Genomic DNA, 14,197 nt, shown 5'->3' with positions numbered 1-14,197 from the left:
GCGTGGATATCCTGGCGCCGGGCGTCCCCGTGACCCGGCGGGCGACCCGCCGCCCGCCCCTTCCCACCCCCGAAGGACGCAGCATCATGACCGTGGCATATCTCGTGGCCGGAGTCCGCACCCCGATCGGCCGGTACGCCGGCGCCCTCGCCGGGGTCCGCCCCGACGATCTGGCCGCCCACGTGATCCGCGAACTGGTGGCCCGCCACCCCGCGGTGGACTGGGCCCGTACCGACGACGTGATCCTGGGCTGCGCCAACCAGGCCGGCGAGGACAACCGCAACGTGGCCCGGATGGCGGCGCTGCTCGCCGGGCTGCCCGAGGCGGTGCCCGGCAGCACGGTCAACCGGCTCTGCGGCTCCGGCCTGGACGCCCTGGCCACCGCCGCCCGGGCCATCGTGGCGGGGGAGGCCGACCTGGTCGTGGCCGGCGGGGTGGAGAGCATGAGCCGCGCGCCCTTCGTCATGCCGAAGGCGACCACCGCGTTCGCCCGCACTGCCGAGGTCTTCGACACCACCATCGGCTGGCGGCTGGTCAACCCGCTGATGAAGAAGGGCTGGGGCATCGACTCGATGCCGGAGACGGCGGAGAACGTCGCTGCCGACTACGGCGTGGACCGGGCCGCACAGGACGAGTTCGCCCTCCGTTCCCAGCAGCGCGCCGCCAAGGCGCAGGCGAACGGCCGGCTGGCCGAGGAGATCGTGCCGGTCACCGTGCCGGCCGGCAAGCGCGAGACGAAGCTGGTCGAGGTCGACGAGCACCCCCGGGAGACGTCCCTGGAGAAGCTCGCCGCGCTGCCCACCCCGTTCCGCGATGGCGGCACGGTGACCGCCGGCAACTCCTCCGGCGTCAACGACGGCGCGGTGGCCCTGCTGGTCGCCTCCGAGGCGGCCGTCGCCCGGTACGGCCTCACGCCGCTGGCCCGGGTGACCGGCGCGGCGGCAGCCGGCGTACCGCCCCGGATCATGGGGATCGGCCCGGTCCCGGCGACCCGCAAGCTGCTCGACCGGTACGGCCTGGATCTGGCCGGCGTCGACGTGATCGAGCTGAACGAGGCGTTCGCGGCCCAGTCCGTGGCGGTGCTGCGCGAGCTGGGACTGCCCGTGGACGCCGAGCACGTCAACCCGAACGGCGGCGCGATCGCCCTCGGCCACCCGCTCGGCGCCAGTGGCGCCCGGCTGGCGCTGACCGCCGCGCTCGAACTGCGCCGCCGGGGCGGCCGGCGGGCCCTCGCCACCATGTGCATCGGCGTCGGCCAGGGCATCTCCCTCCTGCTGGAGTCCGCCGCCTGACGCCGGCTCCCCGGGCGCCGGCCGGTGGATGCTGGACGGTTCTCGTTCCCGGCGGACGGGAACCGTCCAGGATCCGGGCCGCCGCCGCGACCGGCGCCGGGCATCGTCGACAGTGGATCTCCCACAGCTGGAAGCACGCGCATAGAGTGGTGTGGACCACGCGATCACTCCGCGGGTCGGCCCGGTTACGGGCTGCCCGCGTACGCGGCGACGACCTGGGGGACCGAGCGATGCAGACGCCGGACGGACTTCCCGCCGAGATCGACCTGAGCCGGCCCAGCGCCGCCCGGGTCTACGACTACTTCCTCGGCGGCGCGCACAACTTCGAGATCGACCGGCAGCTCGCCGAGCAGATCGCGGCGATGACCCCGAACCTGGCCGCCACCATGCGCTCCGGCCGGGAGTTCCTGCGCCGGGCGGTGCGGGCGCTGCTCGACGCGGGCATCGACCAGTTCCTCGACATCGGCTCCGGAATTCCCACTGTGGGCAACGTGCACGAGGTGGCCCAGGCGGCCAACCCCGAGGCGCGCATCGCCTACGTCGACATCGACCCGGTCGCGGTGGCGCACAGCCGGGATCTGCTCGCCGGCAACGGCCGGGCGACCGCCATCCACGGTGACCTGCGCGAGCCGAAGGTGATCCTGGACCAGGCCCGGGCCAGCGGCCTGATCGACTTCGACCGGCCGCTGGGCATCCTGCTCGCCGGGGTGGTGCACTTCATCCCCGACGTCGACCGGCCCGGCGACATTTTGGCCACCCTGCGGGCCGCCGCCGCGCCCGGCAGCTTCCTGGTCATCTCGCACTCGACCTTCGAGGACCAGCCGCAGGAGATGCTGGACGCGCAGCGGCTCTCCGCGCGTACCGCCACCGAGATCACCCTCCGCTCCCGCGCCGAGATCACCGGCTACTTCGGCGACTGGACCGTCCTCGAACCCGGGGTGGTGCACATGCCGTTGTGGCGGCCCGACTCGCCGTCGGACGTGGACGAGCACCCCGAGCGGTTCGGGGCGTTCGGCGGTGTCGCCCGGTACGACCGGCCCGCCGGCTGAGCCGAGATGCGCGCCCCGGACCCCGGCGGGGGCGGGCTCAGCCGACCGGGCGCCCAGGCGTACGCCGCCGAGTGGGCCCGGGCGGTGCGACGCATCGGGTTCGTGCCGCTCAGCGCGGCCGAGACCGAGCGGCTGCTGCTGGTGCACACCGTACGCCTCGGGCAGGCTCTGCTCGCCCCGGCGTTCTCCGCCGAGGCGGCGGAGGAAGTGGGTCGGGCCCTGGTGGAGGCGCACCTCGCCGAGCCGGGTGTGCTGGACTGGTCGGTCCAGGCGCTCGGCGACCGGTTTCTGCCCTGGGTGCTGGCTTCGCTCGCGGAGCAGCCCGAGGCGCGCGAGCGGGTCGCCGCGATGCAGGGCGCCCTCGCCGCCGGCTTCGCCCGGGCGCTGCGCGACCGGACCTTCAGCCAGCAGGAACGGATCGCCCGCTCGGCCTGGCAGGCGCGGGACGCGGTGGAGCGGGCGCTGCGGGACAGCGAGGCGCGGTTCCGGGCGGTCTTCACGGGCGCCGCGATCGGGATCGGCATCGCCGACGTCGAGGGTGCCATCCTGGACGTCAACCAGTCCTTCGCGGACATGCTCGGCTATCCCGTCGCGGAGCTGCGCGAGATCAACGTCGCGGCGCTGTTCCACGCCGACGACGCGGCCGGCATGTGGGGGCTGTACCAGGAGCTGATCGAGGGCAAGCACGACACCGTGCGGGTGGAGAAGCGCTACCACCGCAAGGACGGCAGCATCGTCTGGACCGACCTCGCCGTCACGCTGATCCGGCACGACGACGGCCGGCCCCGGTTCACCGTCGCGATGATCGAGGACATCACCGAGCGGTACGAGCTCCAGCAGCGGCTGCGCTTCCAGGCGCTGCACGACCCGCTCACCGGCCTGCCCAACCGGACGCTCTTCTTCGAGGCCCTCGGTGAGGTCTTCGGCACCGCCGGGCCGGAGCAGCGGATCGGGCTCTGCTTCATCGACCTGGACGGCTTCAAGGCGATCAACGACAGCCTCGGCCACGACGTCGGGGACCGGCTGCTCAAGGTGATCGGCCGGCGGCTGGCCGACTGCGTGGTCGGCCAGGGCCACCTCGTGGCCCGGATGGGCGGCGACGAGTTCGTCATCCTGGTCGACTCCGGTGGTGGCCTCGACGACGCGGTGGAGGTGGCCGAGCTGGCCCTCGCCGCGGTCTCGGCCCCGGTCCATCTCGGGGACCAGCAGGTCGCCGTCTCGGCCAGCATCGGCATCGTGGAGTGCCCGGCGGGGGAGACCAGCGTGTCGGAGCTGATGAAGGCCGCCGACATTACCCTCTACTGGGCGAAGGCCGAGGGGCGCGGCCGCTGGGCGGTCTACGACCCGGAACGCAGCGCGGCCGACATCGCCCGTTCGGCCCTGGCCGCCGGGCTGCCGGCCGCGCTGGACCGGGGCGAGTTCGTGCTGCACTACCAGCCCATCGTGGCCCTGCTCGACGAGTCGATGGTCGCGGTGGAGGCGCTGGTCCGCTGGCAGCACCCGGAGCTGGGGCTGATCGGCCCGGACCGGTTCATCGGGCTGGCCGAGGAGACCGGCCTGATCGTCCGGCTCGGCGCCTGGGTGCTGAAGCAGGCGTGCCGCGACGCCGAGGGCTGGCGCCGGGCGTACCCGGGGACGCGGCTGGTGGTCAGCGTCAACCTGGCCGCCCGGCAGGCCGACGACCCGGCCATCGTGGAGACCGTCGCGGAGGCGTTGCAGCACACCGGGCTCCCCGCCGAGCTGCTGCAGCTGGAGCTGACCGAGAGCGCCGTGATGGGGACCGCCGGGGAGCCGCTGCGCTCCCTGCGCCGCCTCGCCGACCTCGGCATCCGCCTGGCCATCGACGACTTCGGCACCGGCTACTCGAACCTGGCGTACCTGCGGCGGCTGCCGATCCACTGTCTGAAGCTGGCCGGCCCGTTCGTCGAGGGGATCCGGGCCGACGGTGCGGACGCCGCCGACCACCGGGACGAGCGGATCGTCGACGCGTTGGTCCGGCTGGCACACGCGCTGGAGCTGTGGGTGACCGCCGAGGCGGTGGAGACCGAGGCGCAGGCCGAGCGGTTGCGGGCGCTGCGCTGCGACACCGGGCAGGGGCGCTGGTTCGGCGGGCCGGTGCCGGCCGACCGGATCCGCGCCCGCCTGGCCGGCGGCGAGGAGGCGGCGTGAGCGGGCCGACTTCCGGGCATGACGGCGGGGTGACCGGACCGACGCCGGGTCGGGCCGGCACGCGACGGGAGGTGGCGCCGTGGGTCTGACCGACACCCAGGCGGTGGTGTCGCTGGTCGCCGCGCTGGCGATCCTGGCCGGGCTGGCCGGGGTGGTGGTACCCGGGCTGCCGGCGCTGCCGCTCTGCTGGGGCGGGGTGCTCGTGTGGGCGCTGTTCGGCGAGGCCGGCCCGGGCCGCTGGGCGGTGCTCGCCGCCGCCACCGTGGTCGCCGCCGGCGGTTCGGTGGTCAAGTACGCCTGGCCGGGGCGGAACCTGAAACGGACCGGGGTGCCGACCTCGTCGCTGCTGGCCGGCGGCCTGCTCGGGCTGGTCGGGTTCTTCGTCATCCCGGTCGTCGGACTACCGATCGGTTTCGTGGGCGGGATCTGGGGCGCGGAGCGGCTCCGGCTGGGCAGCAACCAGCTCGCCTGGCCCGCCACCGTGCACGCGCTCAAGGCGGCCGGGCTGTCCATGCTGGTCGAGTTCCTCGCCGGCCTGGTCATCGCCGCCCTCTGGGTGGCCGGCCTGCTGTTCACCTGACCGGCCCCGGCCGCGCGGCGACCCGGCGTGGCCTAGGGTCGGCCCATGCGGATCACCGTCCTCGGCGGCCTCGGCGCCTGGCCGACCGCCGACCAGGGCTGCTCCGGCTTCCTCGTCGAACACGGCGGCTTCCGGCTGCTGATCGACCCGGGCTACGCGACGCTGCAACCGCTGCTGGCCCGGGTCCCGGCGGCCCGGCTGGACGCGGTCTACGTCAGCCACGGCCACCCCGACCACTGCGCCGACCTGCAACCGCTGCTGCGGGCCCGGGTGCTCGCCGACCGGTCCGGCCCGCCGCTGCCCGTGCACGCCCCGGCCGGCAGCCTGGACCGGCTGTTCGCCCTGGACGAGGCGGGTCTGGTCGACCCGGCGTACGGCTGGCACGCCTTCGCCCCGGGCGACGCGTTCGACCTCGGGCCGTTCGCGGTGCGGACCTGGGCGTTGCCGCACTGGGTGCCCAACGCCGGCGCCCGGTTCGCCGTCGGGGACCTGGTGCTCGCGTACACCGGAGACACCGGCCCCAGCCCGGAACTCGTTGACCTGGCCCGGGACGCCGACCTGCTGATCGCCGACGCGACGTACCCGGCGGACGTGCCGGACCGGCACGTCGGCCACCTGTCCAGCGCCGCGGAGGTCGGCCGGTACGCCGCCGCGGCCGGGGCGCGCCAGGTGCTGCTCACCCACCTGTGGCCCGGCACCGAGCCGTCGGCGGCCGTGGCAGCCGCCGGACGGGCGTACGACGGCCGGGTCGAGGTGGCGCGACCGGGTCTGGTGGTGCGGCTGGGATCCTGACCCGGGTCCGGACGGCCGGGCGCGGCGGGCAGGTCAGCGGGGCGGGGAGGGCACGGCCGCGCCGCTGCCGTGGTGCAGCCAGTGCCGCAGGTCCGCCGGAGCCAGTGCCGCCAGCCGTCGCTGGTAGTGGGTTTGGTCCGCCTCGGTGAGGAGCTGCCGCCACTGTCCAGAGGACCCGCTGCGGAAGAAGCGGTCGCGGTCGGAGAAGAGGCCGAGCCCTTCGTCCGGTGCGAGTTCCGCCGCCCGTTGCCGCATCTTGCCGAAGGTCGCGGCCCTGATCAGGTCCGGCCAGCGCGATTCGGGCACCTCGATGCGCAGTCGCGCGGCGACCAGCCGCATCTGTCCGGCCAGGTCCCGGGAGAGATCGGTGTAGTGCAGCAGCACGACGCGGTCCTCCTGACGGCGGGACCAGGCGTCGGCCAGGTGCCAGACGGTGCCGCGCAGGCAGGAGAGGTTCTCGGCCGGGGGCTGGTCCGCGTCGATCCACTCCAGCACCCGCAGCCTCGGGTCGGTCGCGCGGGGCTGCCGGGGCCGGTCCAGCTCCAGTCCCGCGGCGTCATGGAGGCGGGCGAGGACGGCGGAGTCCAGGTTGGCCCGGTGGTGGCTCATCGACACGGCCACGTCGCGCGGGTCCCGCCCGACCACGACGTACGTCACGCCGGGCGCCACGGGCAGGCCGTCGAGCGGGGTGTGCGTCTTGATGACACGACGGTGGGTCTGCCGGTCCAGCAGGTCCCGCACCTCCCGGACCGGGCGCAGCCACATGTCCAGCCAGGGGGAGAGGGCGGTGAGCGGGGCGGGCAGGTCGGGGCTGCCGAGGACCAGCAGCATGCAGATCATCTGCGCCCAGGTCGTGCCGCACTTGGACGGTGTGCTGACGACGATGTCGTCGGGCCGGAACTCGAAGCCGTCCCACCAGCCGCTGTCGGTGAGCCCGGTGCGGTACCGGACGCGCGGAACGGTCATCGCCACACGGTAGTCGAGGCGTACGGCGCGGGACGTCCGGAGGGTACGGCGCAGCGCGCCGTACGGAGTGAGAGAGAGGTGGACGCCCCGCGCCGCCGCGGACCGGGCGTTGCCGAGCGCCCGGTGGAGGCCCGTCGCGATCGGGCCTGGTCACGTGCTCAAGAATGCCGCCGGATCGCGGGGCCCGGCAACCGGATTTGGCCCCCCGGGCGGGAAGCGCGACACCGGCATCGGTCAATGGTCTGCTCCCGGTCGAATTTTCGGTCGACATCCATTGACCTCGTTGAGCGTGCGGGGCGATTATCCCGTCAGGCAGTGGCCCAGGTCACAGTCTCCATCCCCGCGGTCCAAGGGAGACACCGATGAGCTCAGCGATCCAGGACGGCGTACCCCCGACATCCCCCGTCAGCGACGAGGAACGGCTCGCGCAGTTGGGATACAAGCAGGAGTTGCGGCGGAAGCTCTCCGGCTTCTCCAACTTCGCGGTCTCGTTCTCCATCATCTCCATCCTGGCCGGCGCGATCACGTCGTACGGCATCGCCATGACGGCCGGCGGCCCGCTGGCGATCACCCTGGGCTGGCTCTTCGTCGGTGCGATGGTCGTCCTCGTCGCGCTGGCCATGGCGGAGATCTGCTCGGTCTATCCCACCGCCGGCGCCCTCTACTGGTGGGCCGCCGCGCTCGCCAAGCGGAACCGGGCCGCCTGGGCCTGGTTCGTCGGCTGGTTCAACTTCCTGGGCGAGGTGGCCGTGACCGCCGCGATCGACTTCGGTGCGGCGATCACCACGTCGGCCTTCCTGGGCCTGGCCTTCGACATGGAGGTGACCGCCGGGCGCACCTTCCTGATCTTCCTGCTGATCATCGTCGCCCACGGCCTGCTCAACACCTTCGGTGTCAATCTCGTGCGGGTCCTGTCGGACGTCAGCGCCTGGTGGCACCTCGTCGGCGTGGCGATCATCGTGGTCGCGCTCGCGATCGTGCCGGACCAGCACAAGCCCGTCTCCGAGGTCTTCCTCGAGGTGCGCAACGAGACCGGCTTCACCTTCGCCGGTGCCGCCGGGTACGCCGTCCTCATCGGCCTGCTGATGGCCCAGTACACCTACACCGGCTATGACGCGAGCGCGCACGTGGCGGAGGAGACGCACGACGCCGCCCGCTCCGCCCCGCGCGGCATCGTGATGTCGGTGGTGGTCTCGGTCGTCGCCGGCTTCGTGCTGCTGTTCGCCATCACCTGGTCCATCCAGGACTACGAGGCGGAGCGGACGACCGCGCTCGGGCTGCCCCCGGCGCAGATCTTCATCGACGCCGCCGGGCGCGACCTCGGCACGTTCCTGCTCTTCATCTGCGTGGTCGCCCAGTTCTTCTGCGGCATGGCGTCGGTCACGGCGAACTCCCGGATGGCGTACGCGTTCAGCCGGGACGGCGCCCTGCCCGGCTCCGGGATCTGGAAGCGCGTCAACCCGCGCACCGGTACGCCGACCAACTCCATCTGGCTCTGCGTGGCGTGCTCGTCGCTGCTGGTCCTGCCGTCGCTGTGGAACACCACCGCCTACCTGGCGGCCACCTCCATCGCGGTGATCGGCCTCTACATCGCGTACGTCGCCCCGGTCTTCCTACGCCGGCGGACGGCGGACTTCGCGGTCGGGCCGTGGAACCTGGGCCGGTGGAGCGCGCCGGTCGGGTGGGCGGCGATCGTCTGGGTCGTGATCATCTGCATCCTGTTCGTGCTGCCCACCGGCAGCCCCATCACCGCCGGCACCTTCAACTACACGATCGTCGCGGTCGGCGTGGTGCTCGGGGGCGCCTGGCTCTGGTGGGTGCTCAGTGCCCGGCGCTGGTTCACCGGTCCCCGGCACAACGTGCCGGATCCGGTGATCCCCAGACCGGCGGCGGGTGCCGAGCCCGTCACCGAGCCGAGCGCCGAGTAGGTTGCCGGGGCGTGGCGGGGGCGCGTCGGCGCGCCCGCCACGCGGACCGGACGCTGCGGGGAGGACGCCGATGCGGAGCGACGCCGGGACCGCCGAGCCGTCCGCCGCCGCCCGGGTGGCGGGCGGCGCTGCGGCCCCGACCGGGGGAGCCGTACCCGCCCTGCCGGTGTGGCGCCCGGTGCGCGGCGGCAACGCCTTCGAGATCACCGTCGCGCGGCTCGTCCAGGCCATCAAGCTCGGCATGGTCCGGGTCGGGGAGCGGCTGCCGGCCGAGCGCGAGCTGGCCGAACGACTGCAGGTCAGCCGGGTGACGCTGCGGGAGGCGATCGCGGCCCTGCGGGATGCCGGCTATCTGGCGTCCCGGCGCGGGCGAACCGGCGGCACCTTCGTCGTGTCGGCGCTGCCCGCGACCGGTGTCGGCGCCCCGCGCCCGGACCCGGGCGAGCTGGCCCGCGAGATGGGCGAGCGCCTGCACGACGCGCTGGACTTCCGGCGGGTGCTGGAGTCGGGCGCGGCGTCCCTGGCGGCCAACCGCAGCCTGTCGGCCCCGGAACGGCAGCACCTGGTCGCCGCGCTGACCGCGTCCCGCGACCGGGACCCGCTCACCCGGCGCGTCGCGGACTCCCGCCTGCACCTGGCGATCGCCGCGGCCAGTGGCTCCCCGTCGCTGGCCGCGGCGATCGCCGACGTGCAGCTGACCCTCGACCGGCTGCTCGCCGCGATCCCGGTGATCGACCGCAACCTCGACCACTCCGACACCCAGCACACCCGGGTCGTCGATGCGATCCTGGGTGGCGACCCGGACCGGGCGCGGTCGATGATGGAGGAGCACTGCGACGGCACGGCGGAGCTGCTACGCGGGCTGCTCGTGTGAACCGGGCCGACCATTGACGGATGCAAAGGTCCGGTAGTAGACCTTTCCTATGGAGGCTCGCCGATGAGGAAAGCTCCGCTCACGCTCGAACAGCTCCGGGTCGCGGTCGCCGAACGCGAGATCGACACGGTCGTGTTGGCCCTGACCGACATGCAGGGCCGGTTGCAGGGCAAGCGCTTCCACGCCCCCTACTTCCTCGACCAGGTGGTCGGGCACGGCAGCGAGGGCTGCAACTACCTGCTCGCGGTCGACGTCGACATGAACACCGTCGACGGGTACGCGATGTCGAGCTGGGAACGCGGCTACGGCGACTTCGCGATGCGGCCCGACCTGGACACCCTGCGCCGGATGCCCTGGCAGCCGGGGAGCGCGCTGCTCCTGGCCGACCTGGAGTGGCTGGACGGCTCCGGGCCGGTGATCGCCTCGCCCCGGCAGATCCTGCGCCGCCAGCTCGACCGGCTGGCCGCCCACGGGCTGACCGCGTACGCCGGGACCGAGCTGGAGTTCGTGCTGTTCCGCGACTCGTACGAGGAGGCGTGGCGGCGCGGCTACCGCGAGCTGACCCCGGCCAACCAGTACAACGTGGACTACTCCCTGCTCGGCACCGCCCGGGTCGAGCCGCTGCTGCGCCGGATCCGCACCGAGATGGCCGGCGCCGGGCTCACCCCCGAGAGCGCCAAGGGCGAGTGCAACCTCGGCCAGCACGAGATCGCCTTCCGCTACGACCACGCGTTGGCCTGCGCCGACCACCACGTCATCTACAAGAACGGGGCCAAGGAGATCGCCGCCCAGGAGGGCATGTCGATCACCTTCATGGCCAAGCCGAACGCCCGCGAGGGCAATTCCTGCCACATCCACTTCTCGCTGCGCGACGCCGACGGCCGCTCGGCGATGCTCGGCGACGGCCCGGCGGACCTGTCGGCGACCGGGCGGCGGGTGCTGGCCGGGCTCCTCGACACGATGCGCGAGTTCAGCCTCTTTCTCGCCCCGAACGTGAACTCCTACAAGCGCTACCAGCCGGGCTCGTTCGCCCCGACCGCGCTGCGCTGGGGCACCGACAACCGCACCTGCGCGCTGCGGCTGGTCGGCCACGGCCAGGGGATGCGGGTGGAGAACCGGGTGCCCGGGGCGGACGTCAACCCGTACCTGGCGATCGCCGCGCTGGTGGCGGGGGCGGTGCACGGCATCGAGGCGGAGCTGGAACTGGCCGACGAGTGCACCGGCAACGCGTACGACGACGCCGCCGCCGAGCGGGTGCCCGGGACGCTGCGCGACGCGCTCGCCCTCTGGGAGGGTTCCGCGGTCGCCGAGCAGGCGTTCGGCTCCGAGGTGGTCGCCCACTACGCCAACCACGCCAAGGTCGAGCTGGCCGCCTTCGACGCCGCCGTCACCGACTGGGAACTGGTCCGTGGCTTCGAACGCCTCTGACCGCCGCCGCACCGCCTCGCCGATCATGGACACGTGGTTCCCGATTCGCGGCAATGGGCGGCCGTTGTCAGGTGCCACAACGCCACGATCGCGAAAGACGGTGGGGAGAGGGGGCGGGGCGTGACGGAGGTGATCAACCCGGCGACCGGTGGGGTGCTGCGGGAGGTGCCGGGCACCTCGGCCGGGGAGACGGATGCGGCGATCGCGCGGGCGGCGAAGGCGTACGAGTCGTGGCGGAACGTCGCGCCGGGGGACCGGGCGCGGCTGCTGCGGCGGTTCGCCGCGGTGGTGGACGCGCACCTGGAGGAGTTGGCGCTGCTGGAGGTGCGCAACGCCGGGCACACCGTCGGCAACGCCCGCTGGGAGGCGGGCAACGTCCGGGACGTCCTCGACTACTACGCCGGCGCGCCCGAGCGGCTGACCGGACGGCAGATCCCGGTGCCCGGCGGCCTCGACGTCACCTTCCACGAGCCGCTCGGCGTGGTCGGGGTGATCGTGCCGTGGAACTTCCCGATGCCCATCGCCGCCTGGGGTTTCGCCCCGGCCCTCGCGGCCGGCAACACCGTCGTGCTGAAGCCGGCCGAACTCACCCCGCTGACCGCGCTGCGGCTCGCCGAGCTGGCCGTCGACGCGGGCCTGCCGGCCGACGTGTTCACCGTGCTGCCCGGGCAGGGCAGCGTGGTCGGGGAGCGGTTCGTCACCCACCCGGCCGTCCGCAAGGTCTGCTTCACCGGCTCCACCGAGGTCGGCACGCGGATCATGGCGGGCTGCGCCGCCCAGGTGAAGCGGGTGACCCTGGAGCTGGGCGGCAAGTCGGCGAACCTGGTCTTCGCCGACGCCGACCTGGCGAAGGCGGCGGCCACCGCGCCGTACGCGGTCTTCGACAACGCCGGCCAGGACTGCTGCGCCCGCTCCCGGATCCTCGTCCAGCGCCCGGTGTACGACCGGTTCCTGGAGCTGCTCGAACCGGCGGTGCGTGCCTTCCGGGTCGAGGACCCGGCCACCGAGGGCGCCGAGATGGGCCCGCTGATCTCCGCGGGGCACCGGGACCGGGTGGCCGGGTACGTCGACGGGGCGAAGGTGGCCTTCACCGGCTCCCGCCCCGACGGACCCGGCTTCTGGTACGCCCCGACGGTGCTGCTCGCCGACTCGCCGGCCGACCGGCACTGGCGCGAGGAGATCTTCGGCCCGGTGGTGTCGGTGCTCCCGTTCGACGACGAGGCGGACGCGGTCCGGCTGGCCAACGACACCGAGTACGGACTCTCCGGCTCGATCTGGACCCGGGACGTCGGCCGGGCGGTGCGGGTGGCCCGGGCGGTCGAATCGGGCAACCTGAGCGTCAACTCGCACTCCTCGGTGCGCTACTGGACCCCCTTCGGCGGGATGAAGCGCTCCGGCCTCGGCCGGGAGCTGGGCCCGGACGCGCTGCACGCCTTCACCGACGTCAAGAACGTGTTCATCGGCACCGAGGAGTGAGCAGAGTGCAGGGTCGATTGACGGACCGGGTGGCCGTGGTGACCGGCGCGGGCAGCGGGATCGGGCTGGCCACGGTCCGGCGGTTCGCCACCGAGGGGGCGCGGGTGGTGTGCGTCGACATCGACGCCGACGCCGGCAAGCGGGCCGCCGAGGAGGTGGGCGGGGAGTTCGTCGCGGCCGACGTGGCCGACGAGACGGCCGTGCGGGACTTCTTCGACGGGGTGGTCGCCCGGCACGGGCGGGTGGACGTGGCGTTCAACAACGCCGGCATCTCACCGCCGGACGACGACTCCATCCTGGCGACCGGGCTGGACGCCTGGGAGCGGGTGCTGCGGGTCAACACCACCAGCGTCTATCTCTGCTGCAAGTACGTCATCCCGCACATGCGGCGGCAGGGGAAGGGTTCGATCATCAACACCGCGTCGTTCGTCGCGCTGATGGGCGCGGCGACGTCGCAGATCGCGTACACCGCGAGCAAGGGCGGGGTGCTGGCGATGACCCGGGAACTCGGCGTGCAGTTCGCCCGGGAGGGGATCCGGGTCAACGCGCTCTGCCCCGGCCCGGTCGCCACCCCGCTGCTGCTGGAGCTGTTCGCCAAGGACCCGGAGCGGGCCGCCCGCCGGCTCGTGCACGTGCCGATGGGCCGGTTCGGCAACCCGGAGGAGATCGCCGCCGCGGTGGCCTTCCTGGCCAGCGACGACGCCTCGTTCATGACCGCCGCGCAGTTCGTGGTGGACGGCGGCATCACCGGCGCGTACGTCACCCCCCTGTGAGTGAGCCGGGTCTGCGAGCCCCGCAGTCGCGATCGGTGTCGGGTTGGTGAGCGCGAGGAGTGAGCCGGGTCTGCGAGCCCCGCAGTCGCGATCGGTGTCGGGCCGGTGAGCCGGCCGCTGATCGGGATCAGCGCGTACGTCGAGCCGGCCGGCTGGGCGGTGTGGCGGGACGTCCCGGCGGTGCTGGTGCCGCAGGCGTACGTCCGGGCGGTGACCGCCGCCGGTGGCCGGGCCGTGCTGCTGCCCCCGGACGAAAGGGACGCCGACGTGCTGCGGGTGCTGGACGGGCTGCTGCTGGCCGGCGGCGCCGACGTCGGTCCGGAGCGGTACGGCCGGCCGCCCGACCCGCGCACCGAGAGCCGGCCGGACCGGGACGCGGGGGAGTTGGCGCTGCTGACCGCCGCGCTCGCCGCCGACCTGCCGGTGCTCGGGGTGTGCCGGGGCATGCAGTTGCTCGCGGTCGCCCACGGTGGCACGCTGCACCAGCACTTGCCGGACGTGGTCGGCCACGACGGCCACCGCCCGGCCCCCGGGGTGTACGGGTCGCATCCGGTCCGGTTCGCTCCCGGCAGCCGGGCGGGGGCGGTGACGGCCGGGGTGGACCGGGTCAACTCGTACCACCATCAGGGGGTGGCGGACCCGGGCGGCCTGGCCGTGACCGGCTGGGCCGACGACGGGGTGGTGGAGGCGGTGGAGGATCCGGCGCGGCGGTTCCTGCTCGGGGTGCAGTGGCATCCGGAGAACGACCGGGACCCGCGTCCGGTGAGTGCCCTGGTCCGGGCCGCCGGCGGCGGCCGGAACGACGTGTAATGGGGATCACATACCGGAAGTTCGTGAAATGGGGGCGCGATTTCGGCGTCCGGGCGGCCT

At 73.6% G+C, this 14,197-nt stretch carries 12 protein-coding genes; 11 read left to right on the top strand and 1 reads right to left on the bottom strand.

Going from position 1 to position 14,197, the window contains the following annotated elements:
• Positions 1 to 86: 86 nt before the first annotated feature.
• From pcaF to ACL02O_RS05670, 5 genes are all read left to right on the top strand, one after another.
• Positions 87 to 1,292, top strand: coding sequence for a 3-oxoadipyl-CoA thiolase (pcaF, locus tag ACL02O_RS05690; protein WP_412816876.1), 1,206 nt, complete (start codon positions 87 to 89; stop codon positions 1,290 to 1,292).
• A gap of 230 nt (positions 1,293 to 1,522) precedes the next feature.
• Positions 1,523 to 2,341, top strand: coding sequence for an SAM-dependent methyltransferase (locus tag ACL02O_RS05685; protein ID WP_412816875.1), 819 nt, complete (start codon positions 1,523 to 1,525; stop codon positions 2,339 to 2,341).
• A 6-nt stretch (positions 2,342 to 2,347) separates the two neighbouring features.
• Complete coding sequence (locus ACL02O_RS05680) at positions 2,348 to 4,510, top strand: putative bifunctional diguanylate cyclase/phosphodiesterase (protein ID WP_412816874.1); 2,163 nt, start codon at positions 2,348 to 2,350, stop codon at positions 4,508 to 4,510.
• Positions 4,511 to 4,589: 79 nt separating this feature from the next.
• Entirely contained in the window at positions 4,590 to 5,090 is a 501-nt protein-coding gene (locus ACL02O_RS05675) for a DUF456 domain-containing protein (protein WP_412816873.1), read from the top strand.
• A 45-nt stretch (positions 5,091 to 5,135) separates the two neighbouring features.
• Entirely contained in the window at positions 5,136 to 5,882 is a 747-nt protein-coding gene (locus ACL02O_RS05670; RefSeq protein WP_412816872.1) for an MBL fold metallo-hydrolase, read from the top strand.
• Between the two features lie 33 nt (positions 5,883 to 5,915).
• Here ACL02O_RS05670 and ACL02O_RS05665 read toward each other — a convergent pair whose 3' ends face one another.
• The gene (locus tag ACL02O_RS05665) at positions 5,916 to 6,848 is read right to left on the bottom strand and encodes a sulfotransferase domain-containing protein (RefSeq protein WP_412816871.1); all 933 of its coding nucleotides are present in this window, start codon (positions 6,846 to 6,848) and stop codon (positions 5,916 to 5,918) included.
• Positions 6,849 to 7,210: 362 nt separating this feature from the next.
• Here ACL02O_RS05665 and ACL02O_RS05660 point away from each other — a divergent pair, with 362 nt between their 5' ends.
• The 6 genes from ACL02O_RS05660 to ACL02O_RS05635 all read left to right on the top strand — a co-directional run bounded on the left by ACL02O_RS05660 (position 7,211) and on the right by ACL02O_RS05635 (position 14,137).
• A complete protein-coding gene (locus ACL02O_RS05660; protein ID WP_412816870.1) occupies positions 7,211 to 8,776 on the top strand; it encodes an amino acid permease in 1,566 nt (521 codons plus the stop codon).
• A 70-nt stretch (positions 8,777 to 8,846) separates the two neighbouring features.
• The gene (locus ACL02O_RS05655; protein WP_412816869.1) at positions 8,847 to 9,650 is read left to right on the top strand and encodes a FadR/GntR family transcriptional regulator; all 804 of its coding nucleotides are present in this window, start codon (positions 8,847 to 8,849) and stop codon (positions 9,648 to 9,650) included.
• Between the two features lie 63 nt (positions 9,651 to 9,713).
• Positions 9,714 to 11,078, top strand: coding sequence for a glutamine synthetase family protein (locus tag ACL02O_RS05650; protein ID WP_412816868.1), 1,365 nt, complete (start codon positions 9,714 to 9,716; stop codon positions 11,076 to 11,078).
• Positions 11,079 to 11,198: 120 nt separating this feature from the next.
• Positions 11,199 to 12,554 carry an aldehyde dehydrogenase family protein gene (locus ACL02O_RS05645; RefSeq protein WP_412816867.1) on the top strand — a complete coding sequence of 452 codons (1,356 nt, stop codon included), beginning with the start codon at positions 11,199 to 11,201 and terminating at the stop codon, positions 12,552 to 12,554.
• A 5-nt stretch (positions 12,555 to 12,559) separates the two neighbouring features.
• On the top strand, positions 12,560 to 13,327 hold the full coding sequence (locus ACL02O_RS05640; protein ID WP_412816866.1) for a 3-oxoacyl-ACP reductase: 768 nt from the start codon (positions 12,560 to 12,562) through the stop codon (positions 13,325 to 13,327).
• A 105-nt stretch (positions 13,328 to 13,432) separates the two neighbouring features.
• Complete coding sequence (locus ACL02O_RS05635; RefSeq protein WP_412816865.1) at positions 13,433 to 14,137, top strand: gamma-glutamyl-gamma-aminobutyrate hydrolase family protein; 705 nt, start codon at positions 13,433 to 13,435, stop codon at positions 14,135 to 14,137.
• Positions 14,138 to 14,197 lie beyond the last annotated feature (60 nt).

Origin of the sequence: Micromonospora mangrovicola, assembly GCF_047200535.1 — a bacterium.
Taxonomy (GTDB): domain Bacteria; phylum Actinomycetota; class Actinomycetes; order Mycobacteriales; family Micromonosporaceae; genus Micromonospora.
This window is presented reverse-complemented; position numbering and strand designations above follow the sequence as displayed.